25 protein-coding genes and 2 pseudogenes are annotated in these 25,004 nt (G+C 41.6%); 19 read left to right on the top strand and 8 right to left on the bottom strand.

The genetic code is table 11. From position 1 onward, the window contains the following. Positions 1-124 precede the first annotated feature (124 nt). On the top strand, positions 125-1,414 hold the full coding sequence (locus tag ACTTJ8_RS00665; RefSeq protein WP_442720045.1) for an ATP-binding protein: 1,290 nt from the start codon (positions 125-127) through the stop codon (positions 1,412-1,414). Between the two features lie 24 nt (positions 1,415-1,438). On the opposite strand, the gene ACTTJ8_RS00670 is transcribed toward ACTTJ8_RS00665, so the two are convergent. Then, complete coding sequence (locus tag ACTTJ8_RS00670; protein ID WP_442720046.1) at positions 1,439-2,104, bottom strand: DUF4272 domain-containing protein; 666 nt, start codon at positions 2,102-2,104, stop codon at positions 1,439-1,441. Positions 2,105-2,322: 218 nt separating this feature from the next. Here ACTTJ8_RS00670 and ACTTJ8_RS00675 point away from each other — a divergent pair, with 218 nt between their 5' ends. The 8 genes from ACTTJ8_RS00675 to ACTTJ8_RS00710 all read left to right on the top strand — a co-directional run bounded on the left by ACTTJ8_RS00675 (position 2,323) and on the right by ACTTJ8_RS00710 (position 9,844). Continuing rightward, positions 2,323-3,741: an ATP-binding protein gene (locus tag ACTTJ8_RS00675; protein WP_442720047.1), complete on the top strand. Its 1,419-nt coding sequence runs from the start codon at positions 2,323-2,325 to the stop codon at positions 3,739-3,741. A 610-nt stretch (positions 3,742-4,351) separates the two neighbouring features. Continuing rightward, positions 4,352-4,570 (top strand): type II toxin-antitoxin system Y4mF family antitoxin, encoded by a 219-nt coding sequence (locus ACTTJ8_RS00680; RefSeq protein ID WP_442715880.1) that lies wholly within the window; start codon positions 4,352-4,354, stop codon positions 4,568-4,570. 145 nt (positions 4,571-4,715) lie between these two features. Next, positions 4,716-5,051 carry a HipA N-terminal domain-containing protein gene (locus tag ACTTJ8_RS00685; RefSeq protein ID WP_442715879.1) on the top strand — a complete coding sequence of 112 codons (336 nt, stop codon included), beginning with the start codon at positions 4,716-4,718 and terminating at the stop codon, positions 5,049-5,051. Next, a complete protein-coding gene (locus tag ACTTJ8_RS00690; RefSeq protein ID WP_442720048.1) occupies positions 5,048-5,998 on the top strand; it encodes a HipA domain-containing protein in 951 nt (316 codons plus the stop codon). Before ACTTJ8_RS00685 ends, ACTTJ8_RS00690 begins: the two co-directional genes overlap by 4 nt. A gap of 219 nt (positions 5,999-6,217) precedes the next feature. After that, complete coding sequence (locus ACTTJ8_RS00695) at positions 6,218-7,246, top strand: sugar ABC transporter substrate-binding protein (protein WP_442720049.1); 1,029 nt, start codon at positions 6,218-6,220, stop codon at positions 7,244-7,246. After that, entirely contained in the window at positions 7,224-7,997 is a 774-nt protein-coding gene (locus ACTTJ8_RS00700) for an ATP-binding cassette domain-containing protein (protein ID WP_442718410.1), read from the top strand. Before ACTTJ8_RS00695 ends, ACTTJ8_RS00700 begins: the two co-directional genes overlap by 23 nt. After that, a complete protein-coding gene (locus ACTTJ8_RS00705; RefSeq protein ID WP_442720050.1) occupies positions 7,990-8,961 on the top strand; it encodes an ABC transporter permease in 972 nt (323 codons plus the stop codon). Before ACTTJ8_RS00700 ends, ACTTJ8_RS00705 begins: the two co-directional genes overlap by 8 nt. Positions 8,962-9,298: 337 nt before the next feature. Further along, the gene (locus tag ACTTJ8_RS00710; protein WP_442720051.1) at positions 9,299-9,844 is read left to right on the top strand and encodes a restriction endonuclease subunit S; all 546 of its coding nucleotides are present in this window, start codon (positions 9,299-9,301) and stop codon (positions 9,842-9,844) included. A 99-nt stretch (positions 9,845-9,943) separates the two neighbouring features. Here the strand turns inward: ACTTJ8_RS00710 and ACTTJ8_RS00715 are convergent, their stop codons facing one another. After that, the gene (locus ACTTJ8_RS00715; protein ID WP_442715874.1) at positions 9,944-10,156 is read right to left on the bottom strand and encodes a type II toxin-antitoxin system VapC family toxin; all 213 of its coding nucleotides are present in this window, start codon (positions 10,154-10,156) and stop codon (positions 9,944-9,946) included. Then, complete coding sequence (locus tag ACTTJ8_RS00720) at positions 10,153-10,392, bottom strand: DUF2281 domain-containing protein (protein ID WP_442715873.1); 240 nt, start codon at positions 10,390-10,392, stop codon at positions 10,153-10,155. Before ACTTJ8_RS00720 ends, ACTTJ8_RS00715 begins: the two co-directional genes overlap by 4 nt. A 357-nt stretch (positions 10,393-10,749) precedes the next feature. Here ACTTJ8_RS00720 and ACTTJ8_RS00725 point away from each other — a divergent pair, with 357 nt between their 5' ends. Next, positions 10,750-11,559 carry a tyrosine-type recombinase/integrase gene (locus ACTTJ8_RS00725; RefSeq protein ID WP_442720052.1) on the top strand — a complete coding sequence of 270 codons (810 nt, stop codon included), beginning with the start codon at positions 10,750-10,752 and terminating at the stop codon, positions 11,557-11,559. 100 nt (positions 11,560-11,659) lie between these two features. Here ACTTJ8_RS00725 and ACTTJ8_RS00730 read toward each other — a convergent pair whose 3' ends face one another. From ACTTJ8_RS00730 to ACTTJ8_RS00740, 3 genes are all read right to left on the bottom strand, one after another. Next, on the bottom strand, positions 11,660-11,920 hold the full coding sequence (locus tag ACTTJ8_RS00730) for a hypothetical protein (RefSeq protein ID WP_442720053.1): 261 nt from the start codon (positions 11,918-11,920) through the stop codon (positions 11,660-11,662). Positions 11,921-12,045: 125 nt separating this feature from the next. After that, entirely contained in the window at positions 12,046-12,633 is a 588-nt protein-coding gene (locus tag ACTTJ8_RS00735) for a hypothetical protein (RefSeq protein ID WP_442718415.1), read from the bottom strand. A 565-nt stretch (positions 12,634-13,198) separates the two neighbouring features. Next, on the bottom strand, positions 13,199-14,575 hold the full coding sequence (locus tag ACTTJ8_RS00740) for an SUMF1/EgtB/PvdO family nonheme iron enzyme (protein WP_442720054.1): 1,377 nt from the start codon (positions 14,573-14,575) through the stop codon (positions 13,199-13,201). Between the two features lie 227 nt (positions 14,576-14,802). Here ACTTJ8_RS00740 and ACTTJ8_RS00745 point away from each other — a divergent pair. Next, positions 14,803-14,952 (top strand): annotated as a pseudogene (locus ACTTJ8_RS00745) (integrase); the annotation flags it as partial. 286 nt (positions 14,953-15,238) lie between these two features. Here the strand turns inward: ACTTJ8_RS00745 and ACTTJ8_RS00750 are convergent. After that, entirely contained in the window at positions 15,239-16,018 is a 780-nt protein-coding gene (locus ACTTJ8_RS00750) for a tetratricopeptide repeat protein (protein WP_442715931.1), read from the bottom strand. 405 nt (positions 16,019-16,423) lie between these two features. Continuing rightward, entirely contained in the window at positions 16,424-17,002 is a 579-nt protein-coding gene (locus ACTTJ8_RS00755) for a restriction endonuclease subunit S (RefSeq protein ID WP_442720055.1), read from the bottom strand. Between the two features lie 353 nt (positions 17,003-17,355). On the opposite strand from ACTTJ8_RS00755, the gene ACTTJ8_RS00760 reads away from it, so the two are divergent. The 8 genes and pseudogenes from ACTTJ8_RS00760 to ACTTJ8_RS00795 all read left to right on the top strand — a co-directional run bounded on the left by ACTTJ8_RS00760 (position 17,356) and on the right by ACTTJ8_RS00795 (position 25,004). Then, positions 17,356-17,541 (top strand): hypothetical protein, encoded by a 186-nt coding sequence (locus ACTTJ8_RS00760; RefSeq protein WP_442720056.1) that lies wholly within the window; start codon positions 17,356-17,358, stop codon positions 17,539-17,541. Positions 17,542-17,907: 366 nt separating this feature from the next. Then, positions 17,908-19,008 carry a slipin family protein gene (locus ACTTJ8_RS00765; RefSeq protein ID WP_442720057.1) on the top strand — a complete coding sequence of 367 codons (1,101 nt, stop codon included), beginning with the start codon at positions 17,908-17,910 and terminating at the stop codon, positions 19,006-19,008. 10 nt (positions 19,009-19,018) lie between these two features. Beyond that, a complete protein-coding gene (locus tag ACTTJ8_RS00770) occupies positions 19,019-21,430 on the top strand; it encodes an ATP-dependent helicase (protein WP_442720058.1) in 2,412 nt (803 codons plus the stop codon). Between the two features lie 857 nt (positions 21,431-22,287). Further along, the gene (locus ACTTJ8_RS00775; protein WP_442718420.1) at positions 22,288-22,512 is read left to right on the top strand and encodes a hypothetical protein; all 225 of its coding nucleotides are present in this window, start codon (positions 22,288-22,290) and stop codon (positions 22,510-22,512) included. Between the two features lie 109 nt (positions 22,513-22,621). Beyond that, positions 22,622-22,852: pseudogene (locus ACTTJ8_RS00780) on the top strand (type II restriction endonuclease); the annotation flags it as partial. Beyond that, positions 22,831-23,139 carry a type II restriction endonuclease gene (locus ACTTJ8_RS00785; protein ID WP_442720069.1) on the top strand — a complete coding sequence of 103 codons (309 nt, stop codon included), beginning with the start codon at positions 22,831-22,833 and terminating at the stop codon, positions 23,137-23,139. The pseudogene ACTTJ8_RS00780 and the gene ACTTJ8_RS00785, both read left to right, overlap by 22 nt. Beyond that, positions 23,130-24,191 (top strand): aldose epimerase family protein, encoded by a 1,062-nt coding sequence (locus tag ACTTJ8_RS00790; protein ID WP_442720059.1) that lies wholly within the window; start codon positions 23,130-23,132, stop codon positions 24,189-24,191. The genes ACTTJ8_RS00785 and ACTTJ8_RS00790 overlap by 10 nt, the downstream gene beginning before the upstream one ends. A gap of 198 nt (positions 24,192-24,389) precedes the next feature. Then, entirely contained in the window at positions 24,390-25,004 is a 615-nt protein-coding gene (locus ACTTJ8_RS00795; RefSeq protein WP_442720060.1) for a V-type ATP synthase subunit E, read from the top strand.

Consider the following 25,004-nt stretch of genomic DNA (forward strand, 5'->3'; position numbering starts at 1 on the left):
ATATCAAAAAATGAAACTTTTGTCTGTGGACACATATATTGCATATGATATTTACAAATGATACACTATGTACGAATAAAAACCGTGGTAAAACACATAATTTGTTCATGTAAAGGATATCGATATGATTATAGAAAGAAAGCACTATCTAGATGAACTTATTAAGAAAAGAAACAATGGACGAATAAAAATAATTACCGGTATCCGAAGATGCGGAAAATCATATTTGCTGTTTCAGCTATACAAAAACTATTTACTACAAAATGACGTAGATGAAACACAGATTATCGAAATAACCCTTGATGATATTGAAAATATTCGCTATAGAGATCCGTTTGCATTGAATGACTATGTAAAAAGTAAAGTGCAGAATGATAAAAGATATTATATTTTCATTGATGAAATACAATTTTCAAGATCAGTTCAAAACCCATATAGTGATGATTCCAATGAAAAAATAACATTTGTTGATACGCTCCTTTCGCTTATGAAGCGAAAAAACGTTGATATTTATGTTATCGGCAGTAATTCAAAAATGCTTTCTAAAGATATTTTGACACAGTTTCGCGATAGGGGAGATGAAATTCACCTGTATCCCTTATCTTTTGCTGAAATAAATAGCTGTTATGAAAATACGGATAGAGCTTGGGAAGACTATGTCCTATATGGCGGGATGCCGTTTGTCGTGCAGCTTGAAACCTTTGCAGAAAAAAGCCGGTATTTGAAAGGCTTATTTGAAGAAACTTATATTAGAGATATTATGGAAAGAAATCAGATCAAAAATAGTGAAGAGATATTAGGAGTTTTGCTTGATTTTATTTCCTCAGCAGTCGGTTCTTTGAAAAATCCCCTCAAATTGTCCAATCGATATGCCTCAGAGCAGAAAATAAAGATTTCAAACAATACAATTTCAAAATATCTCTCATACTTTGAAGAAGCATATATTTTATATGCTTCTAAAAGATACGATATTAAGGGGGCAATGTATTTTTCTACGCCGCTTAAATATTATTTTGCGGACATAGGACTAAGAAATGCACGGCTTAATTTTAGACAAATCGAAGAAACCCATCTTATGGAAAATATCATTTACAATGACTTGATAAGAAGAGGTTATACTGTCGATGTCGGTATTGTGGAATACTTTCATAATATAGAAGGAAAAACAAAAAGAACGCAATTGGAAGTTGACTTCGTTGTTAATAAAGGAAACGTACGATATTATATTCAATCTGCTTTTGCAATCAACAGTGAGGAGAAAAAAGAGCAAGAAAGAAACCCTCTCAAACGCATTGACGATTCCTTTAAAAAAATCATTATTGTAAAAGACATCATCGTTCCAAGATATGATGAATATGGGATTTATTATATTGGGATAAGAGACTTTCTATTGCATGACGATTTGCTAGAATGAGAACCGTATCTTTTTTTCTTACGTTTACGTATCCATCGAAATATCGAACCAATCGCTTTCTTCGGAAATAAGCCATTCAAGTCCGCGCCTTCGTTCCATCAAAACATCGGGATTTAAGTCCTTGATTTCCGTTTCCGGGCGAAGCCGTTTTCCCTCCGTTGCCCAATGGTAACGGTAGTGAAGATCGAGCATATCCAGTATTTCCTCTATCCCGCGTAACTTACATTGTGCTTTAAACGCAGCTTTCCCATCGGTGTCGCCGACCAGCTTTATCGCTCTCTCCACATCACAGATGGTGTTCGGATACGAAATATCTTCGACCAAGCCCAAAGCCCACACAAGCGACCAATACGCTTCATAAGTCCAGCAGACATCGATGACATCCTGTTTAGTGTATGTCCTGTCAAAAAGCCGTTTTTCTTTTTCCAAAAGGCAGTCCGATACTTCGTAGTTTTTAAGCAAACGTAAAAATAGTTCCTTCGATTCTTCATACCCTTGCTCATTATGAATGTCTTCGGCCAATTGAATTGACAAAAGACATGCGATGGCTCTGTCGCAGATTTCTTCAAGGCTTTTAAGCTTCGCCTCTTTTGATGATTCCACCAAGGGCAGTTCTTCCATACAGGCAATGCCCATTCCCTTTATTTTTGCATTCGATTTTTCACGCCGATCTTCAGGTTTTATGTACATAATAATTCTCCTGTTTTTTGTTTACGCTGCCATTATATCAAAAACTGAACTCATTGATAACTGCTGGAAAAACACCTTAAACATGGTATAATGTTACTTTAGTACATTTAACACCTTAGCACATTTGACTTGATAAACAGAATGAAATATGATACAGTTTTATTCAAATCATTTTTAATAAAATTAGTTTGAACAAAACTATTGATGAGGCTGTAAATATGTTCATTGGAAGAGAAAAAGAATTATCGTATCTAAATGAATTTTATCAAAAACCCGGACTAGGAATGACTGTTATATACGGGCGCAGACGTATTGGCAAATCTACCCTTATTTCGGAATTTGTGAAAGATAAAAAGGTAATTTTTTATACAGCCACTAAAGTGGGTAAAGAAAGGAATCTGGAGTTATTTTCAAAGCAGGTAACTGATGTATTTTTAGCAGGCATTGAAGACATACACTTTCGTACAATCGAGGCCGTGTTTGACTTTATTGCACAAAATATGTCAGATGAAAAAATGCTACTGGTAATAGATGAATTACCGTATTGGGCAGAAAAAGATGAAGCGCTGCTTTCAGTATTGCAAAAGTATATTGATACCGTTTGGCGGGCTAAAAACTTAAAAATTATACTGTGCGGATCTGCATTAAGCTTTATAGAAAACAAGGTGCTGAGTGAAAAAAGCCCGTTATTTGGAAGACGGGATTCTCAAATAAAATTAGAAGCATTTGACTATTTGGATGCAGCTCAATTCGTACCGAAGTATTCTTATGAGGACAAAGCAATCTGCTATGGAATCACCGGCGGGGTAGCAAAGTATCTGTCAATGATTGATCCTAAGAAAAATCTTGATGAAAATATTGTACGGTTATTCTTTCGAACAGACGGATATTTATATGATGAAACAAGAAACCTTCTGACACAGGAATTTTCAGACATCACAGTGGTTAATAATATAATTGAGCAGATTGCATCAGGAAAAAATACCGTCAATGTTATCGCTAACAAAATAAATGAAAAAGAGCCGACCATTCTCTATTCTATTGAAAAATTAATAAGTGTAGGGTTGGTAGAAAAGAAAAAATGTATCACAGAGGAAAAGAATAAGAAAAAGACACAGTACGTTTTAAAAGACCACATGTTTAAGTTTTGGTATGCATTTATTCCAAAGGCTGCCAGCGTAATAGAAATGGGACAGGGTGAACTGTATTATAAAAAAGCAGTAAAACCAATTTTACATTCTTTTATGGGAACAGTATTTGAGGATATGTGCAGATATTATACCTTGAAACAAGGAATTCTTGGAAAATTTAATTGTTTTATTACAGCTGTTGGGACATGGTGGCGAACAGAAACCGTTTTAAATAGCAATGGAGAGAAAGTCATACAATCTGCGGATATTGATGTGGTTGCATTGTCAGAAATGGAAAAAAAGGCAGTCATAGGTGAGTGTAAATTTAAGAATGAAAAGATAGATAAGGGAATATATGAAACATTGATACGGCGAGCAAATGTAATATCACCGACATACGACATTGTAACATATATTTTGTTTTCACTGTCAGGTTATACAAAATGGTTTGATACTTTACAGGACAAAAAACTGATATTAGTATCGCTTAAAGAGATGTATCAATAGTCAGTGCTTGTATGGAATAAAGCGTTGCAAATTGGAAAAATAAAGAATTCCTCATCAAAAAGGGAGCGGTAAATATTAAGATTCCCAAACCACAACCTTATTGGTATGAAACGTACGTATTAAAAATACCAAGACACAGAGTCGTTTTGGTTGGCTCTATAAAGGAAACAAAAGAAAAGAGAAGCAGGCGGACTTCTTTGGATGTTGCAATGAAGGAGCTCTCAGCTTACAAAGAGTAAAAATCAGTGCACATAATATAGAACCTTCACACGCATCAACACCCCCAACGCAGAGCATTCGTCAAAACTATACATCCGTGTATAGTTTTGACTGCAATGGTGTGGCTCTGTCACACCATTACTACTGCGTGGAACAACCGCTATCCATGGCGGTAGATGAACGGCGGATATTAAACACTCCGCACGAATAAAGATGTGAATACACAGAGCTGTCATAACTACTTTAAAATACACCTTTTAGGGTATAATTATTTATTTTAAAAGTTATTATATACCCGATAGGGTGTATTCCCGTCTTTCCTCTTTGACATTATACCCTAAAGGGTATATAATGCACATACAGCAGCACTTCACAGGGGAGTAAGGTTTATATGAATAGAATAGCGGAATTCATTAAAACAAATAGAAAATCCACCGGTTTGACGCAGGAAGATTTTGCGATGAGATCAGGTCTTGGACTTCGCTTTGTCCGTGAATTGGAACAAGGAAAAGAAACCGTACGAATGGATAAAGTGAATGTTGCATTGGCAATGTTCGGCATGGAGGCAATACCGGGTAAAAAGGAAGGTCTAACTTCAGCAACAAAATAAGGTTGCCTCGTTAACCGATGAGTTTGCGTATCGCAAACATCACAAATTGTATGTACGCTATCGCGTATCAATTCAGTATCCTCCAAAATTGATATTTTGTTCGGCTGCTGAATTTTAAGGAAGGTCTAACTTCGGCGGCATATAAATGAAAAACATATTTAGAACTGCATACGTCTATGTATATAATACCTTTGCCGGAAAACTCTGTGAAACCGACGACGGCTATTCTTTTTCTTACGATAAAACGTATGTTGCGCAAGGAGATAATCGCCCGGTTTCATTGACACTTCCGATACGTGAAGAACCTTATACATCAAAAACATTGTTTTCCTTTTTTGATGGATTGATTCCCGAAGGCTGGCTTCTTGAGGTCGTAAGCCGTAATTGGAAAATAGACCCTAAAGACAGATTTTCCTTGCTGTTAGTTGCTTGTAAGGATCCTATCGGAAATGTCAGCATAAACGAGGAAGAGAAACTATGAATTGTCTGTGTTGCGGAAAGCCGATAAAAGACAATAGTGAAAATAACGGCTGGCATAAGACGTGTATAAATAAGTTTTTCATGACCAATGCGATTCCGGAAATTGAAATAACAGACTTGGTGTTGGAAGAACTAGCAAAAGCAAGCACCAATAAAGGGTATACTATTCCGGGTGTTCAGAAAAAACTTTCATTGCATCTTTCAAATGAAGTGCATCCCAGATTAACTGTTGTGAATTACCCCACAGGATATATTTTGAAACCTCAAGTAAAAGAATTTCGTGCGTTACCGGAGTCTGAACATCTTGTTATGTCTATGGCGGATAAAGCTAAGATTAGAACCGTTCCTCATGCTCTTATAAAAAGCAAAGACTCTTATGCGTATATTACAAAAAGAATCGATCGTGTTTTTTCAAAAGATTCCAATGTAAAGCTCATTGCTATGGAAGATTTTTGTCAACTTGATTTAAGATTGACTCAAGATAAATATAAAGGCTCTTATGAGCGGTGCGGAAATATCATTAAGAAATATTCTTATCGTCCCGGTCTTGATATGACCGAATTATTTTATCGGCTCGTCTTTTCATTTATTGTTGGAAATTCCGATATGCATTTAAAGAATTTTTCTTTAATTGAATCAACATCGGGGTCGGGAACATATCATCTTTCCCCTGCGTATGATTTGCTTCCGGTAAATGTTATTATGCCGGAAGACAAAGATGAATGTGCTTTACCAATGAATGGAAAGAAGAGAAATATCCATTGTAAAGATTTTCTCACCTTTGCCGCCGGTTGTGGCATAGCGAATCTTGCAGCGGAGAAAATGATAGGTCAATTAATATCTATGGTACCTGTCTTTATTGAAATGTGTCGTAATTCTCTCATCCCTGATGATATGAAGGAAGCCTTGATCACATTACTCGATAAAAGAGCATCCGCTCTAAAATAGGATGGAGATGGAGCGCAAAACCGGTACGCCCATCTGCATCCTACCTACAGCAGGCAGATTTACCTTTATACGGAAATTAGGTATACTGCGAAAGTCTTACGGTATTATTCAATCGATCATTTTGAGACGATATGCCTTTGTAAATGGCTCGTATACTAGTATACTAAGTGAGTACTATTTAAAGTAGTAAAAATAAAGTAGTGAATGCAAGGAGAATTTATGAAAAACTGGAAAGCGGCTGCGGCTGCAGTGTTGTGTGGAATTGGGGTCTGTTTAACGGGCTGTGCAGCAGGTGCAAAAACGGATAAGGCGGTACCTCCGCAGGGAGAGACTCTCGGCGGACAAAAGCGGATGAAGATTTGGTTTGATACCGGCGGTGCTCCCGGGGAATCATACGGGACTGTGTTACAAAATGGAGCAGCAGCGGCGGCGAAAGATCTGAATATCGATATAAGTTTTGTGTATTCTGATTGGAGCGCCGAAAAGATGCTGAAAAACTTTCGGGAGGGGCTTGCAACAAAGCCTGATGGGATGGTTGTTATCGGGGTACCGGGTGATGACGGTTATGAACAGCTTATCGATCAAGCCTATGCTCAAGGTGCACTGGTAACCTGTGTTGACACTCCATTGCCACGGCTCTATCAGAAGTATCAGAATAAGGGCTTTGGGTTTATCGGACCGGATAACTATAATCAAGGAAAACTGCTTGCAGAACGGTGTGTAGACTATTTTAAGCTGCAAAAAGACGATAAGGTCTTTGTGTGGGGGCTGAAGAGCTTACCGGGACGCGGCAGACGTGCTCAAGCAATTATCGAGGTGTTTGAGAAAGCTGGGCTCAAGGTGGATTACTTGGAAATTTCCCCTGAGGCGAACAAGGATGCAACGTTGGGTGCTCCTATTTTAACCGGGTATTTGTCTGCAAATAAGGATTGTAAACTTGCTGTTATTGATCACGGTGCTTTGACTGCTCAGGCGGGTAATGCGCTCCGTTCGGCAGGTATTGCGCCGGATGCTGTTGCGGTTGCCGGTTTTAGCTTATCTCCGGCTACGGCAGAGGGGATTAAAACGGGGTATGTCGATTTAATTGGTGAAGGGCAGCCGTATTTAATCGGTTATCTGGCAGTAACAACCTTGCTGCAGTCAAAAGAAGCGGGATTCGGCGGGTTAATTATCGATACAGCCGGCGGATTTGTAACGAAAGAAAATATCGATATGATCGCTCCGCTTGCAGAAAAGGGAATACGGTAAGTCATTGGACTTTTTACTGGAAATGCACGGTATTCATAAGAGTTTTGGTACCGTGCAGGCGCTCCGGGGCGCTGACTTTAGTGTGAAACCCGGTGAGATTGTCGGTTTATTGGGGGATAACGGTGCTGGTAAATCGACGCTTATCAAAATTATCTCCGGGTTATACGGTGCGGATAGCGGCTCTTTTTTGTTCAAAGGGCATGCGGTGAACTTCCGCCGGTATTCTGTTGCGCAAGCCCGGCGGATGGGGATAGAAACGGTGTATCAAGACCGCGCGCTCGGCGTTTTGCAGCCGCTGTGGCGGAATATCTTTATGGGCAGACATATTAAAAACCGTTTAGGGCTGATCGATGTCCGTACTGAAAAACGCATAACGCAGCAGCTGCTGGCGGAACTCGGTCTTGGCGGAGACCGGCTGACACCTGATACTGCTGCCGGGGTTCTCTCCGGTGGAGAACGGCAGGGTATTGCGATTGGACGCGCGATGTATTTTGATGCGGGGCTGGTGATTTTGGATGAACCGACTACTGCGCTTGCCGTCAATGAGGTGGATAAGGTTTTGCAGTTTATCCGTGCAGTGCGGGAAAAAGGGAAGTCTGTTATTTTTATTACCCATACGATTGACCATGTATGGCAGACTGCCGACCGTTTTTGTATTTTATCTCATGGAAAAACAGCCGGTATGCTTGAGCGCTCGCAGATAACGTTTGATGATTTATTAACTGCTGTAAGGAAGGGCTTTGATGCGTAGTGTGTACAGACTGCTCAAGCCGATGCTGCCGGTTACGCTGGTGCTGACGGGGCTTTGGATTGCCTTTATCATTGCTGCGCCGCAAACTTTTTTAGATAAATATATATACATTTCGTTTATGACCTCTATTCCCTTCATTGCTATTGCTGCTGCCGGAATAACGCTGGTGGTAATTGCAGGGGAAATGGATATGTCCTTTGCTTCGAACATGGCGATGAGCGGTTTTGCTTTTGCGGTGATTACGCGCTGGAGCGGTTCACCTGCGTTGGGACTTGCTGCGGCGCTTGCGATGGGGGCTTGCATCGGTCTTATCAACGGATTGACAATTACCGCTACCGGCGCTCCCTCTATTGTGGTAACCATTGGGTTTGATTTTTTTTGGCGCGGTTCGGTGATGCTTCTTTCAAACGGACTGGCTGTATCGCTTGCTTCAATGAGGACGAGTCCTACCGTGCAATGCTTTACCGGAAGGATCGGCGGGCTTATCCCTGCGCAAACAGTGTGGATGCTGGGTGTTTCTATCTTTTTTGCGGTGATTTTGCATCGGACGGTGCTTGGTGACGGCATACGGTTTCTTGGGGATAATAAAGAAGCTGCACGCATGATGGGGCTGCCTGTCCGCCGTACGCGCATTGGTGTGTTCGTGCTGGCGGGAATAACGGCAGCATTTTCCGGTGTGTTGTCGTGTATGGAGCTGGGAAATTGGTGGCCGACGCAGGGGGAAGGCTATTTGCTGCTGGTTTTTGCCTCGGTCTTTTTGGGCGGTACATCTGTGTACGGCGGCAGAGGGACGCTATGGGGTTCTCTTGCCGGTGCTATGGTGATCGGTATGATAGAAGCCGGATTAGTAAGTGCCGGACTCTCCGGGTTTTGGACGCGCTTTGTACACGGCTTAGTACTTGTCAGCTCGGTAGTGTTTTATGCGCTGGCATCCGAAAGAAAAGGAAAACGATCAAGACTATAGTAAAGTCATATTATGGACTGTTTGTTTGTGCAGAGGGGTATCTCACATGCTGCGTCTAACATGAGGGTATTAAAGCCGGCTGCAACCACCACGTCAAAAATATACATCCTTGTACATTTTTGACTGCGAGTTTTTTACAAAGCAAAAAACTCGTTTCTGTTTGGAACCACCGGCATCCGTGCCGGATCGCACATACAGTGCGAAACGTTGCGCACTGTGCCCCGATACTCGCGTCGGGGTTGTTGATTTCACTACCAAAATCTGTAAACCTATGGTATAATACTTCTCATAGTGTTATTATGAGAAGTTCGACGACGGTACTGAGGAACAGATTGAAGTGCCGTTTGCTTTGCCGGAAAATTGGTGTTGGGAAAAAATTTCTTCAATATGCGAAATAAATCCTAAGAATAAGCTGAATGATGCTTTAGAAGTTTCTTTCGTGCCAATGACCTTAATTGATTCAGAATTTAATAACAATTTTACCTATGAATTACGAACATGGAGAACAGTAAAATTCGGTTTCAGTCATTTTTCCGACAATGATATTGGAATTGCAAAAATTACCCCTTGTTTTGAAAATAGAAAATCTGTAATTTTTAAGAACTTAAAGAACAAATATGGGGCAGGAACAACAGAATTACATATATTACGAATAAACAATAAATATATTTTCAATGAATATGTATTTTGGTTTATAAAAACAGATGCTTTCATAAAGGAAGGGATCAATAATTTTACCGGCGCTGTAGGACAACAGAGAATTGGAAAAGAATTTATTGCAGAAACTCTTATTCCAATTCCACCGTTAAATGAACAACGCAAAATATGTAACAGCATTCATGAGTTAATGAAGAAATTAGACGAGATTATTTTGAATCTTTGAGCTCGTGTCAGCGAACTTATTCAGATAAAAATTGATACGGTCACTGTGTAACGAGATCAACAAAATATAATAAGTGTCGCATAATTTTTACCGGTCTTTTTACACAGAAACAATGCATGGCTCATTGTAATCCGGAATGAGTGAAGCATGTGTAATAAAGGTCAATTTTTCAATTTTTGCTTGTACAGACACAAGAGAAAAATAAATTTCATTTTCCTCGTTTTCTATAATGGTACGTGCTTTTACTGAAAGCCGATCATCTCCTGTTAAAAACCAAATAAAAATGTGTGTATCGCAAAGGATTTTCATCATACAGCTCCAAAAAGTTTTGCAATCTCGTCATTATCTTCATCAAAATTCCTCGGATACGAAAATTCACCTTTTGCAATACCAAAGCAGCGTTTTACTGTTTTAATCTGCGAATGAACAGGTTCAACTACCTTTGTATTTTTTAAACTATCTGCAATCATAAAAAGAAGTTGGATTTTCTGTTCATAAGGCATTTCTAAAACCTGAGTTTCTATTTGTGCATACTGTTCATAGGACATTTTCAAATCTCCACTGAATTTATTAACCCTATTCGGAAACTTGCGTTTCCGAATAGGGTACCTTGAAATGCGATGTTCTAAATCGTGCTATTTGTACGATTTAGAACTCGTCGACCTGTTCAAAAACGCAGTTATCGAACAGGTCAATTATAACATAAGTATTTATTTTTATGCTAGATTATCGTTTAGTTGTGAAGATGGTTCAATAGTTGACATTTTACTCCGCGCGAATCAAGCTAAGTAAATAGTTTTTCAACATGATCATCAGTATATTTTTGCTAATAACAAGAACTCACACTGCAAGTATACTTTCCATATAAGCGAGAAATCGCAAATCTTGTTTATTGGGAGGTCGTTATGGAAAACGGCGAAACTTTTGAAGCGTATCTGAAGAAAAGTAATCTTTCTCAGAATACTCTTACATCATATTTATGGATAGTTAAATACTACACAGAACATTATGATTCTGTCAGCAAAGAAAACCTGCTTGCATACAAAGGTTATCTGATTGAGTTCTTTAAACCGAAGACGGTAAATTTAAGGATTCAGGGAATTAACAAGTACTTGCAGTTTATTCACAAAGAGCAGCTGCAGTTAAAATTTGTAAAAGTCCAGCAGAAAAATTTTCTTGAAAATGTTATTAGCAATGCAGACTACCAGTTTTTAAAATCGAGTCTTAAAAAAGACGGAAATCGTGAATGGTATTTTGTTGTATGGTTCCTCGCAGCTACAGGAGCTCGTGTCAGCGAACTTATTCAAATAAAAGTTGAGCATGTAAAATTAGGATATTTTGATCTATATTCAAAGGGAGGAAAACTGAGGCGCCTTTATATTCCAAAAATTTTGAAGGAAGAAGCCTTACAATGGCTGGAATCCGTTGGACGCCAATCCGGCTATCTGTTTTTAAATCGCTTTGCAAAGCATATTACCACTCGCGGTATTGCACAGCAGCTAAAGAGTTATGCTAGAAAATACGGAATAAATGAAAAAGTCGTCTATCCGCATTCATTCCGGCATCGTTACGCAAAGAATTTTCTTGAAAAGTTCAATGATATTTCTCTTCTTGCCGATTTGATGGGACATGAAAGTATCGAAACAACACGCATTTATTTACGCCACACCGCAAGCGAACAGCGGGAACTGGTTGATATGATAGTTGATTGGTAAAGAGATCACAATCAAATCAACAACTCCGATGCTATGCATTGAGGTTGTTGATTTGAAAAATTTGATACTGTTTAAAGCCATTGACATTCGGTTAGCACCATTACCGGCATAAAATCCTATTACAATACGTTCTACACCGGCTTACGGCAACATGAGCTAACACAGGTGTAATATGCAGAGCATATTCTGCTTCGTCCCATTCTCCGCTTTCAAGCTTGTAGCGGTATTGCTTAATGCGCTTTTTGAGACGTTTTTTCTTCTTTTGCGCAAGATATATCCCTTGCGGTTTGAGTAAAAAGCCTAATAGGGGAAGACTTTTCTTTTTTTCGATAAAAAGAAAAGTCTTCCCCTGCGACCCCATCTAAAGAAAAACGGGTTCTTAGGGTTCTACCCTAAGAACCCGCCCGCTGACGCGCGGCACTATTGAAGATCGGGTCAGCGGCGGTGTTCCGCACGTACACTTGCAGTGAGTATTTACAGAGCACTTTACACCGATAAAGATTCGTTATTCTTTGCCTCCTCCTCCGTGCGTCCCTGTTTATAGCTAGTTTTGCCATTCTCACTGAACAGCCACATTTTGGCTTTATCATTTGCCCACAGGTAAAAATCTTCCCTAAAAATACAATCTATGTCCGCCTCATCTTTGGGAGAAAAGTGTACTATTTCACTATAATATTGCTCCACCCTTGCTTGCCATTTCGATCGGTCGATACGTCCATAATGCTTAGCAAGTACTGCCGCATTTTTTGAATCATAAATAAGCTTATAATACAGCGGATTAATTAAAAAGCAAATTTTGCTTTCGTAGCTGTAAGCGCTATAGTTTGATTTATTCCATTCGTAGCTGCCTGATTGCATTGCTTCCGTATTATCCCAGAGCGTGTCGATAAAACTATCCCGCACTGCAACTTTAGAACGCCTAATAGTTCCCCATGCTGTTCCAATTTTTTTTACACATTCTTTAAATGCTTTCTTATCATTCTTTTTGATTGCATCTAAGAGCTGTTTTCTAAACATATACTTTGCCGCAACATTCATCTCTTCATCCAAACAAATAGCTCTATCCATATTCATAAAAAACTCCTTTTATATTTCCGCCCCCCTCCCCCCATACAGGACGGGTTTTCCAAAATCTCTCCCCAAACTGCACCACCATCCTTGGCGATACTGACGCGGTTATTACCGGAAGCATCGCCTCTGTTAAGTCCATACCGTTTTTTAGTCAAAAAAATTTTCGAGCCGCATCGTTAAAAAATGTACGTCCTGTACATTTTTTAACAGCAAGTTTGTGAAACAAACTTGCTACTGCGTGGAACCACGGACATCCTGTCCGATTGTCGTAGTTCCACCTTTTTTTCAAAACTATACTGCACCTCACAACACATTTTGCCGGTTCGGTTTCGCCGCATACCGCCACGGATGGTGGTGGTTCCAAACAGTAGTAAGTTTTTCGCTAGAAAAACTTATCGTTGAGCAGTGTACACGGACGTACACTGCTCAACAGCCCGTAGCTGCCCTACCTCTCCGGCAAAATGTGTGAATCCTCAGTAGCGGCACGGATGCGGCTGGTTCCATGCAGAAGCAAGATTTGCGCTCATCGCAAATCTCGTAGTGAAAACTGCACAAGGACGTGCAGTTTTCACGGGCGACAAGCCACACGAAGGCCAAGATTGTCGTTGCTGATGCCGGGGTAGTTGATGTGCCGAAAACCGACGGCGCAGTTCTTCGCGTCATCGACCGAACTACCTCCGCGCCTGACACGGGTAGAAGTGCCAGAAACAGCTCCTGTCGGATCCTGTCCACCCGCAGGCGTATTATCATACCAGTCCCAGCACCACTCCCATACGTTCCCGCTCATGTCGTATAAGCCGTACCCGTTTGCTTGCTTCTGCTTTACTGCATGCGTTTTATCGCTGCTGTTTGCATTATACCACGCATAGTTTACAAGTTTGCTTTCTTCATTCGTTCCAGTCCATTTGTCCTTTGTACCGCCCTTCGCTGCCCATTCCCATTCAGCCTCCGTCGGTAACCGGAACCCTTTTTTATTCATATCCATGGCTGGTACTTTTTTTGCCGTTGCGTCAGCTGTACCATAGGTATGCCCATCAACGGTATATACACACTGGCTTTCTCCTAATTCCGGTACTTTCTTTGTAAGCTCATTGCAGAACGCTATACACTCACACCAGTTCACGCTTTCCACCGGTCGCTTTCCCTGCACTTCACTGCCGTAAGGACTGTTATCAAACTTGCTCGGATTATCACCCATCACTGCCTGCCACAGCTCCTGCGTTACCTCCGTCTCCCCGATCCGGTAGGCAGTAAGGCTTACGGTGTGCTCTCCGTTATTATTACTGTAATCAGCATGACCAAGGGTTCCGTTCGTTACCGCGGCAATGTCGATCATTTTCATTTCGATAAACTTTGCATACAGCGCTTTGTTTCCGCTGGCGCCCTTGCTAATCTCCGTTACTTTTTCACCGCTGAAGTCTGCATTGGCATACCAGCCAAAAAAGATATGATCTACTTTGTTTGCAGGTTTTAAGGTAATCGTTTCCGTTTCTACCGTATACTTTGGAGGGTTGTCGGCATGGTTGCTTCCCCCGTCACAGTTATAGGTGATGGTGTATTCGATCAACGTAACCGTTACCGTACAGCTCGCTGTTTTACCGCCGTCTGCGGTTGTTACCTTAATTTTAGTCGTTCCGGCTTTTTTCGCCGTTACCGTACCATCCTGACCGACTGTCGCAACCGCTGTATTATCCGAACTCCATACTACTTTTTTGTTCACTGCCTTTTCAGGCTGAACGGTTGCTTTCAGCGTTAGAGTTTCTTCTTCTGCAAGTATTACCGTAGTCTGATCCAGTGTTACGCCCGTTACTGCTATTGGCGTGCTTACATTTATTGGCGTGCTTACATTCGCTTTACAGCTTACCGTAAACGCAGTAAGCAGCAGCGCTCCTGCCAACCAACTCAAGAGCAGTACGCTCTTGTTCCATGAATGAGTTCTTTTCATGCTCATTTCTCCTTTTGATAAAAATATACGGTATACCCGATACGTCTCCGCTTTATTTCAACTAGGCTCCTAGCATCTACTCCGCCTATTTTCAAAAGCTGTGGTTTGCGCTTTTGGGGGAGAATGCTTGTAACTGCTGTCGGGGCTTTCGGCTATCATTGCTATATAACATAACACATTTATTCGAAGATTTCAACAACCGCATTATAATCGAAAAATAGTATAAAAGGTACTTAAAGAATTTTCTTGAAAAGTTCAATGATATTTCCCTGCTTGCCGATTTGATGGGGCATGAAAGCATCGAAACAACACGCATTTATTTACGCCGCACAGCAAGCGAACAGCGGGAACTGGTTGACAGCATTGTAACGTGGTAAAAATCGGAACTGTCCAACAACTGTTACTCAATCCGCTTTGGCTGATATGATAAATCATTTCCTGACAGAAAAAGCCGATAGGTTTTCAGTTTTTGGACAGGTTTTACTAAACATAGAGGACTTTTTTTTACATATTTATAAAAGATATTTTTTATCAAAACTGTGATTTACTATCTTTTCACAATTGGTTAAACCTGTTGATTCTTGTCTATTATTCTCAATGTACAGCCCTTAATTAAAACCGACACATATCAAAGTCTTTCCGATTGCCTGTTTGAAGCAAGCGTTATTTATCTCTAATCTCTTTCAATTTTCTAATAGTATCTTGATCTTTTATCCATACATCCATCGAACCAAAACAATATGTTACGGCCTCATCTTCATCACCAAATCCATAATAGTCCGGTAAATATTCAGGCAATTCACTTTCATGCAGTAAATACTTCACTATATACGGATTTGCCTTTTTGGCTTTTATGTATTTTTTTAAGATTTTTGTGTCGCTTTCTTGTTTTTTTATAGAAAGTAATAGGTCGCTAAACAACATGAATGCAGTCTCTTCCTGATATTGTTTTAGTAATTCCGTTCCTTTGTCCAACTGATTTTGGTCTATCAACCAGTTTATCAAAGTATAGCGTAATCCCTGATTATCATTCGGATTTAATTGTAATAACTCTTCATATATTTGTATCGCGTCATCCTTTTTCTCATTATCCCATAATAATTGTCCATATCCTGCCGAAAGCCGCATAAACGGTCTTGTTTCAAGTATTCCCCAGAAATATCCGCTATTTTCTGAAAAATACTTCTCCCCATATTTTTTTCTAAATACTTCTATTCCTTTTTTGTAATACTCATTTTTCTTTTTATATGATCTATACTCTCCTGCCAGAATGCAGTATGCATCTGCACAGTTCGGATCAAGTTCAAGAGCTTTTTGCGCTAATCGTTTTCGTTGTACGGATGACTCACTATCCCATGCATCATAAACAATATCTTGAGCCTTTTGCTCATTATTCTGTTCTGCTTCAAATTGAAAATCAGAAAAATTTAAAATATTAGTCATAAGAAATCCTTCATTCAATATAATCAACCATACTATTTTCCTAGTAGTGTCTACAATATCTACATTTTTCTTGATGCTACTTTATGAATTATATTCAGAAGGCATTTTGAAAGCTTCTGTTTATAAACACGCTCTGTTTCTTTATCCGCAAAACTCTTTATTCGTGCGGAGGGTTCAATACCTCGACGCTTGCACCGGGGTTGTTGATTACACTGGTACTATAACCGTATTATGTGTATATGTCAAATAGATTTTTATACTGAATCCATAAAAAGGAATCTTAAAAAAGACTACTTCACGATATGGAAAATCTATAGACAAGGCGACACCTCATGTAATAGGTCACAGATATTACGTCCAATACAAAACCTGAGCTGCAATTATTTACCTTCGATCGAATCAAAACTATTCTGTTAGCGTAGTCGTGATACAATCAAGCTGAGCAAACAGTTCTTCAATTTTGGCAACAATTCTTTGTTGTTCCGATAAAGGAGGAAGAGGAATAATGGTTTTACATATATCATTTAAATGTAAATTGGGAACACCAATCCCTGTTAAATGACCATTAAACTGTTTTTTACAGAATGGAGAATTTATTACATAATGTAGATAATTAGGATGAACGACCTCTGCAGGACGCAATACTGCTAAAGTTACGTAAATATCAAAAATCTTATCAGTATCAACCAAAGCGGCTACGCCTGTTGTTCCATTTTTAGCTAATAAAATGTCATTTCTATATGGTTGAATACGTTTTTGAAGTTCCTCATGTAATTCTTTTGTAATATATTTTATTTTACTCCAGTCTATTTTTCTAGAAGTTACATCTTTAGATGATAAGAAAGGGATTCCATTTTCTTTATCAGAATAAGTTGGGGTTTGATGTGTTCCGTCTGTAATAGGAATTTTGCATAAATTTGGCAGTCTGCACCACGCCCAGCCATCCGGCACGGCAAACGGGATTTCGTCCTCGATATCCTTCACCCTGCCGTCTGAGAACTTCTCATAGTGCCTGTTATACAATCATAAGCATCTGCAAAAAACTCAGGTATAATTTCTAGAGATGTTCGCAAAAAGAAGGCAAGTACACTCAACATATTTTAACTATTTACCCTGAGCTTTCATTTTCCCCTAGCCAAGCCCTCAATAAACTCATACAATAAGAAGTCTGTTTTTTTCACGCGGTGTTTCATTCAAAGCACAGCAGCGCCGGAACAGTAGTCTCCTGCGTTCTGCCGTGAAAAAATATGAGATAATCCGGTACCGAGTTGGAGCAAAGCTCTCTCGCCCGGACTGGACTAATTGGGTTCGATTCCCACCTGCTCTTCACGCAGTGTATGGTAACATCAGCTTCTGAAAAGAAGCCCCACAACACATACGGAATACTTGCCCTCGCTGTCTGCGGCAAAGGCGCTGATGTCTCGGCGTTTTTGTATACCGCTTTTATCCGATGCCGCACCGTCCCGAAGACTTGTGCGGGTTCAGGTAAGGAGCTTGCAGACGGCAACCGGCGGACAACTTAGCATTGCAGCAGATACCGGAATGTAGAGCGCAGATGCCGAAGCTCAGGCTGCTACGGTTCTCTTTCTAGAAAAGGAGCCTAACTGCACCGAGGATAGAAGCATTGCAGCATTCCTAAAGCCGCAATCCGTTCTCCGGCGGCAGGACTGGTCTTCCGTATTCTTTAATTACATTATGCGAAATTTTCTTGAAAATTTCGCGCCATTTATTCTAGGAGAGAGGGTAATTGCATCAGACGCATAGATAAAAATCGCAGAATTATTGAGGTTGCGAGACCATTTGAACCGCGAAGTGGTTCAATTCTGGTTGAACAACCCAATAATTCTGCGGGGTTGTAAAACACTCTGATGCAATTACCCGTAGGAAGTATGTATATTCGATATGATCAAAAAGTATTACTGTTTAAGCACGGAAAGTTTATCAAAATCCTAAAGCCCGGTCTTTTTTTGAACTGGCAAGGCTATACGCTTGAATGTCATTCGGTTTTTGAAGAACTGCATACCGCAGGCGATCCGGCTGAACTGCTTGCCGACGAGGTATTTCGCAATCAAACGGAAACCGTTACCGTGAGCGCCGGTCATATTGCACTCTATTTTGAGGACGGGCTTTTAAAAGACGTGTTAACACCGGGACAGCATATTTTTTGGAATAATAGCCGCACTAAAACATTTCAGCAGATTGATTTGAACAATCCTGAAATCAGCGCGGATATTGATCGGAATATCCTCATTACCGGTATATTAAGACCGTACATTATCAATTACGGAGTTGAACCCTACGAGAAGGGGCTTCTTTATTTTGACAAAAAATTTATCAAAATAGTGGAGCCAGGGACTTATTTTTTCTGGAAAAGCGCTCAATCCATCAATATGCTAAAAGCTGATATGCGTGCACGGCAGCTTGAAATTTCCGGTCAGGAAATATTGACAAAGGATAAAGTCCTGCTCCGGCTGAATTTTATGTGCCGGTATAAAATAAACGATCCGGTTACTGCGCTGGTTTCAAATGCCGATTATGAAAATCAGCTGTATGTGTGCTTTCAACTTGCATTGCGCGAGTATGTCGGCACGCTCCTTTTTGATGAGCTGCTGCAAAAAAAACAGGAAATCAATGCTTTCGTTATGGAGACCTTAAAACCCTACCAAGCACAATTCGGTATCGAAGTGCTTTCATGCGGACTAAAGGATATTATTTTGCCGGGAGAGATTCGGGATATTGTCAATCAAGTGCTGATTGCCGAAAAGAAAGCACAGGCGAATATCATCACCCGCCGCGAAGAAACCGCTTCTACACGAAGCCTTCTCAATACTGCTAAATTGATGGAAGAAAATCCCTTGTTGCTAAAGCTCAAAGAACTTGAATATGTCGATAAGATGAGCGAAAAGATCAGCCAAATTTCCATTACCGGCGGCGGGCAGATTTTAGATCAACTTAAAGAATTGCTGACGGGAAATCTCGGTAAAAACTAAAATGAAAACGATGGAAGAAATGAGTAATTATTTATCGGTTTTAAATCCTGAACAGCTTGAAGCGGTGTGTCATACCGGCTCACCACTTTTGATTTTGGCAGGTGCCGGTTCGGGAAAGACGCGGGTTATTACAACAAAAATTGCATGGCTCATTGCTGAACAGGGGGTACGCCCCGAATCGATTTTGGCAGTTACCTTTACCAACAAGGCTGCTCGGGAAATGGCAGAGCGGGCACAAGCGTTGGATGAACGCGCGGGTCGGTCGAGTATCAGAACCTTTCACTCTTTCGGTGCGTGGATGCTGCGCCGGTATGCCGAATGGGCAGGACTTTCTCCCAATTTTACGATTTACGATGATGATGATTCGGTAACACTGCTGATGAAGGCGCTGCCTCAACTGAATAAGCAGGAGGCACAGCGATTTATGCGGAAAATCTCCCGCGCGAAAGATTATTGCCTGTTGCCCGATAGTCCGCAGCTTGCGGCAATCGACCCCGCGCCTGAGTTTGCGGTAATCTACCGGACGTATCAACAGCGGCTCCGCGAAACGGGGAATGCCGACTTCGGCGACCTGATTATGCTGCCGGTTCAGCTGCTGCAAGATCATACCGCTATTGCCCAACAACTGCATAGACGCTTTAAAGTGATCCTTGTGGATGAGTATCAGGATTCAAATGATGCTCAATTCCGGCTGCTACGGGAACTGACGGGGGATGACACGTATGTCTGTGTTGTCGGCGATGATGATCAGTCCATTTACCGGTTTCGCGGCGCTGAAGTGCAGAACATCCTCACCTTTGACCGTCAATTTCCGCACACAAAGATTATCCGGCTGGTGCGGAACTACCGCTCGTATGAACCTATCCTGCAAGTTGCCGGTTCTATTGTGTCCCGCAATGAGGGACGGCTCGGTAAAACGCTGATTGCAGCGCGCGGAACCGGCGGACAAAAGCCCTGCCTTTATTACCTACCGTCTCAAGACGCGGAGGCAGAGCTGTGTGTGCAGCTCATCAAAAAAGCGGTGCAGGAGGGCGGTTCGTACGCAGACTGGGCAATTTTGTACCGAACCAATGCGCAATCGCTCAACTTTGAAACAACTTTCCTGCACGAAAAAATTCCGCACAAAGTAGTCGGTACGCTCAAGTTCTACGAACGTGAGGAAATTAAGGATGCGCTGGCTCTTTTAGCGCTTATCGCAAACGGGCGCGACGAAATTGCCTTCCGCCGTATGGTGAATAAACCCGCGCGGGGAATCGGCGAAACCACACAAAATAAGTTGGTTGCGTACGCCCGTTCGGCATTTGCACATTCATCTGTATATACAGGTGAGCCCACAAATGCGGAAGAAGCCGTAAACACGGAACCTCCGGCATATACAGGCGTATTGGCATTCGGCGATTCACCGGAACAAGACCGCGGAAGCACTCAACAAGGAGCCGACTACATTACCGTGCTGCTCACCGATGCGGCAAAGTTATCACTCACAAAAAAGGCAGGCGCTGCACTGCGTGAGTTTCTCACTACACTGTATTCCCTCCGCAGTATTCTGACTGAGTGCAGTGCGGAGAATAGCGATACCGCGAATAGCGCTGCTACAGATACTGACGCTGTTTTTGATACCGGTGCGCTGTCGGTAAATATGCCGGCAGATATGTCCGCGCCGGATGCCGCTCCGGACAGTCCCCGTGCCGGTCAGAATGCCCAGCTCTTACCAGGGCAAGGTCTGGCCGCTTTTGTTCTTACCGTAATCGAACAAACCGGCTTGGGAATCTTTCACCGGAATCAAGACGAAGTGATGGGTACGCAGAAAACGGCGAACTTACAGGAACTTGCCAATACCGCTTCTCTGTACCCCTGTACAGCTGCCGGGCTGACCTCATTTTTGGAGCATATTGAACTAGACCGCAGTCTTGCGGAAACCGATGCCGGAGCTGATGCCGTGCAGCTCATCACCATTCATAATACGAAGGGGCTTGAATTTCCCAATGTAGTTATCACGGGGCTTGAAAACGGGATATTCCCGCGCAATAACGAAAGTAACGAGGATCTGGAGGAGGAACGGCGGCTGATGTACGTTGCCTGTACCCGTGCGCAAGATGCCTTGTATATGACCAGCTGCGCAGCACGGCGGATGTATGGAAAGTTGTCATATATGGAACCAAGCCGTTTTTTAGCGGAAATTGACGAGGGACTGGTTGACGTTGCCGGACAGCCCATCGCAAGATTTGCCTCTCCCGCCGATGAGGAAGCCTCGTTGTGGAAATGCGGACAGCGCCTCTTTCACGACGACTACGGCTACGGGTATGTGGTACAGTCCCGGCAAAGCGGCGGCGAGCTGGTGATTACCGTACAGTTTGAAAACGGCAGCCAGAAACGTTTTTTCCCTGAGTATCAGAAGAGTCAACTTTTTCGTGTCGACTAGTCTTTTGCAAATATACGGCATATCTACTGCGTTGCTGCGCACAAATAAATGCTCAACGTACAGCAAGTACGTTTCCGCTTTATTTTTGCTTGCGCCTTGTATCTGCACCGTCTCTTTGCAAAAGCTTACGGAGTTTTTTTCGTGTCGACTAGTCTTTTGCAAATATACGGCGCATCTACTGCGTCGCACGCCGAAAATAAATGCTCAACGTATATAAATACGCCTGCGCTTTATTTTCGGCTAACTCCTTGTATCTACGCCGTCTCTTTGCAAAAGCGCTGGATGTGTGTATCTACTTCGTTGCTGTGAACAAATTAGTCTTCAACGTAGCAGAACCGGCATGTCCTTTCCTCAAATACAGCGCAAGTAAAATCTTATTCATCTTTTGTAGACACTTCTTCAGGGTGTTATAAACATCTTCTACTTTCATGCATTTATGGAGAAGTTTTACGCGTTCATTATAATCGGCATTAGATTGATGGCTTGCGCCGCTTGTGGTTAATATTGAACTTTAATGCAGGAACGAAAAAAATACTATTTCTAGCTGAAAGTAACAAGTGCTGCAAATAATGTTTAGACAGGGTATGGAATAATATTGCTGAATTTTCATGCATTGAATAAAAAAATCTTATACTTTCAATACGGCAATGGAAACACCACCTTTTTTAGAAAAATATTGACTTATTGCAAAAATTATCATATAATATAAATAGATTGAGGACATAGGGCTTGTCCTGGCTAAATAAATAAGATCCGATAGATGATTGGGGTCGGAGAGCCTGACCCGGCTAATAAAATAAAGCTCGATTGAGGAAGCTCTGTAGGCAACTACAGGGCTTTTTTTATAGGTGGGAAAAATGGAATTACGGTATTTATCATCCGTTTTTTATCAAAAATATAAAGATTGTACAGAAATAATGAGCAAAGGTGAAACCAGACCTTATATTATTCTTCTGGTTGAAGTAGAAAATAATAAATTTGCAATTCCAATGAGGACAAACCTACACAGGACAAATGATTGTTATGAAAGCAATCCTCAGACGAACTCTGGACTCGATTATACAAAATTGGGGGTAGAATAAAATCTAACACGCGCTTCAACCTGACATTTGTTTTGGCGTAAAACTTGCTTAATGTGCCTATACGGCACCGTAAAAATTATACACATTTGAAAAAGCTGTTTCCACAAAAGAAAACGAGTGGATAATCAAGGGTTTCATCGACATATATAAAAATATTTACATAATTTCAATAGATACAAAAATTATATCAAAAGTATTGGAACTACTTTTGTCTCCTTTGTTACAAAATTTTGCAAAAGAAAATGATTTAGAATTAGAATTAAGTCCTCAGCAAAATCTTTATCCAGATTTGAATTTTATTGATAAAAAAGATAATATATTTTTTGCCCAGCCAAAATAAAAATAGCGGCAGCTCATCCCGGTAGTGGAAATACTAAAAATATTGGTTCAATTATAAAAATAGAAGACCTAATAAATGGTAATGGTCATTTTTCTGCATTAGGAGAAGAAATATTTGATGACTATCTGATGTATTATCTTACCAAGTACGATAGAAAGCGCGAGTTTCAGCAGAGCAAAAACTCGTTTCTGCATAGAATCTTTCCCTTGTACATTTATGAAAAGCATTGTACAATGGTAAAAGTGTTGCTTGTTGCAGGTAACTTTTGGCAGGTGGTATGGAAGTAACAAAAGAACGGTTCGGACTGCTTTCTTCAGGGGAAGCTGTCTCACTTTTTACGGTTTCAAATGGAACAATGTCATTTTCGGCAACCGATTACGGCTGCTGTATTACCAGTATTTTGCTGCCTGCTGCCAAGGGCGGCTGTGATGACGTTATACTCGGTTATTCCACACTTGAAGGATATATCCGCAATAAGCCTCACTTCGGCTCGATTATCGGCAGGTGCGCAGGGCGGATTGCGAATGCCGAATTTGTTTTAGAGGGTACCAAGTATCAGCTGATCCGCAATTCAGGCGGAAAACACTGTCTGCACGGCGGCTATCCTGCGTATGACCGGCAGTTGTGGTATGCTGACCCTATTTCCGGCAGTGATGAGGCAGGGGTACGTTTTTCCCGAATAAGCCCCGACGGCGAGCAAGGTTTTCCCGGCGAAGTCCGGCTTACCGTTTCGTATACCCTCAACAAAAACAATACCATCACCTTGCGCTATGAAGCTCATACCACGAAAACAACTCCGATCAATTTGACAAACCATACGTATTTTAATCTCAATCCTGCCGGAATGGAGGCGGATGGCGGTTATGTTTCGGCTCTTAACCATCAGGTACAGCTTTTCGCAAGCCGTTATGTAGCAGTTGACGATTCATTACTGCCGACCGGTGTGCTGATACCGGTAGAAGGAACTCCGTTCGATTTCCGTACAACAAAGCCGTTATCACAAGATTTTGGTCTGTTAGAAAACGGTTACGACGGAACATGGCTGCGCGATGCGGACAGCACGGGTGATCTTCCGCTTGCTGCTATTATAACGGAGCCGGTAACAGGCAGAACACTGCGTATTTATTCAACACAGCCGGCAATCACCATGTATACCGCAAACTTTTTGAACGGAGAGCAGGGGAAAAACGGCGATGTGTACAACAAGCATTCTGCCGTGTGCTTTGAAACCCAGCATGTGCCGGATTCGCCTCATCACCCTGAGTTTCCTTCCGTGTGGGTACATCCCGGCGAAGTATACCGGCACGAAACACAGTGGCGGTTTACGGTGCAGCAGTGAAGCTGACCGCTGCATAGAGCCGGTAACAGAGCTTTCGGAGCTGAACTGGACTTGTTCGATACCTGCATTGTCGAACAGGTTTAATGGAGCCGGATAACTGCTCTGTATTTCTACACTATGGTAGAAACTGATAGAATAAAACCTGAGTAGAATGGTTATAAATCGATATTATACATATATAAGAGAGGTGAGTTGATTATGGAAGTTCAGTTACAGGATCTTGTTGAAAAGATCAAGCAGGACGGTATTGCTTCTGCTGAACAGCAAGCTGCGGGTATCATTGCCGAAGCGGAGAAAAAGGCAAAGGCTATCGTTGCGGATGCGGAAAAAGAGGCTGAAACCTTGTTGAAGAAGACTGAAGTCGAATCCCAACGGTTTACAAACGCTTCGGAGGCTGCCGTTAAACAGGCTTGCCGCAATGCGCTCATCGCCTTTAGAGAAGGAGTTACCGCTTCTCTCGATGCCCTCATCAAAGCGGAAACCGCAGCGGCATATAACAGCGATGTACTCAAAACGCTGATCCCCGAAGCGGTAAAGGGCTGGATTAAAACAAACGAAGCCGATATTTCCGTTGTTCTTTCTCCCGAAGATGCGCAAAAGCTGGAAAGCGCTTTGCTTGCTGCGTTTAAGAAAGAGGTTGAAAAAGGCATCGAGGTTAAATCCGATGCACAGCTTGCAGGCGGCTTTAGAATTGGGGTAAAGGACGGTTCGGCATACTATGATTTCTCTGCGGAATCAGTCGCCGATTTGTTTTCTGCCTATATCAGCTCACGCGCTGCACGCCTGTTGAAGGATGCGGTAAAGGAGTTATAA

The organism is Treponema sp. (assembly GCF_052169735.1).
GTDB lineage: Bacteria > Spirochaetota > Spirochaetia > Treponematales > Treponemataceae > Treponema.

Excerpts from the sequence above, each read along its gene's own strand:
- ACTTJ8_RS00670 (WP_442720046.1), bottom strand. The coding sequence starts at position 2,104 with ATGTACATAAAACCTGAAGATCGGCGTGAAAAATCGAATGCAAAAATA.
- ACTTJ8_RS00795 (WP_442720060.1), top strand. The coding sequence starts at position 24,390 with ATGGAAGTTCAGTTACAGGATCTTGTTGAAAAGATCAAGCAGGACGGT.
- ACTTJ8_RS00720 (WP_442715873.1), bottom strand. The coding sequence starts at position 10,392 with ATGTCCTATGAACAGTATGCACAAATAGAAACTCAGGTTTTAGAAATG.
- ACTTJ8_RS00775 (WP_442718420.1), top strand. The coding sequence starts at position 22,288 with ATGGAATTACGGTATTTATCATCCGTTTTTTATCAAAAATATAAAGAT.
- ACTTJ8_RS00715 (WP_442715874.1), bottom strand. The coding sequence starts at position 10,156 with ATGATGAAAATCCTTTGCGATACACACATTTTTATTTGGTTTTTAACA.
- ACTTJ8_RS00685 (WP_442715879.1), top strand. The coding sequence starts at position 4,716 with ATGAAAAACATATTTAGAACTGCATACGTCTATGTATATAATACCTTT.
- ACTTJ8_RS00770 (WP_442720058.1), top strand. The coding sequence starts at position 19,019 with ATGGAAGAAATGAGTAATTATTTATCGGTTTTAAATCCTGAACAGCTT.
- ACTTJ8_RS00705 (WP_442720050.1), top strand. The coding sequence starts at position 7,990 with ATGCGTAGTGTGTACAGACTGCTCAAGCCGATGCTGCCGGTTACGCTG.
- ACTTJ8_RS00735 (WP_442718415.1), bottom strand. The coding sequence starts at position 12,633 with ATGAATATGGATAGAGCTATTTGTTTGGATGAAGAGATGAATGTTGCG.
- ACTTJ8_RS00690 (WP_442720048.1), top strand. The coding sequence starts at position 5,048 with ATGAATTGTCTGTGTTGCGGAAAGCCGATAAAAGACAATAGTGAAAAT.
- ACTTJ8_RS00695 (WP_442720049.1), top strand. The coding sequence starts at position 6,218 with ATGAAAAACTGGAAAGCGGCTGCGGCTGCAGTGTTGTGTGGAATTGGG.
- ACTTJ8_RS00765 (WP_442720057.1), top strand. The coding sequence starts at position 17,908 with ATGTATATTCGATATGATCAAAAAGTATTACTGTTTAAGCACGGAAAG.
- ACTTJ8_RS00760 (WP_442720056.1), top strand. The coding sequence starts at position 17,356 with ATGGTAACATCAGCTTCTGAAAAGAAGCCCCACAACACATACGGAATA.
- ACTTJ8_RS00740 (WP_442720054.1), bottom strand. The coding sequence starts at position 14,575 with ATGAAAAGAACTCATTCATGGAACAAGAGCGTACTGCTCTTGAGTTGG.
- ACTTJ8_RS00675 (WP_442720047.1), top strand. The coding sequence starts at position 2,323 with ATGTTCATTGGAAGAGAAAAAGAATTATCGTATCTAAATGAATTTTAT.
- ACTTJ8_RS00790 (WP_442720059.1), top strand. The coding sequence starts at position 23,130 with ATGGAAGTAACAAAAGAACGGTTCGGACTGCTTTCTTCAGGGGAAGCT.
- ACTTJ8_RS00680 (WP_442715880.1), top strand. The coding sequence starts at position 4,352 with ATGAATAGAATAGCGGAATTCATTAAAACAAATAGAAAATCCACCGGT.
- ACTTJ8_RS00750 (WP_442715931.1), bottom strand. The coding sequence starts at position 16,018 with ATGACTAATATTTTAAATTTTTCTGATTTTCAATTTGAAGCAGAACAG.
- ACTTJ8_RS00730 (WP_442720053.1), bottom strand. The coding sequence starts at position 11,920 with ATGGGGTCGCAGGGGAAGACTTTTCTTTTTATCGAAAAAAAGAAAAGT.
- ACTTJ8_RS00725 (WP_442720052.1), top strand. The coding sequence starts at position 10,750 with ATGGAAAACGGCGAAACTTTTGAAGCGTATCTGAAGAAAAGTAATCTT.
- ACTTJ8_RS00665 (WP_442720045.1), top strand. The coding sequence starts at position 125 with ATGATTATAGAAAGAAAGCACTATCTAGATGAACTTATTAAGAAAAGA.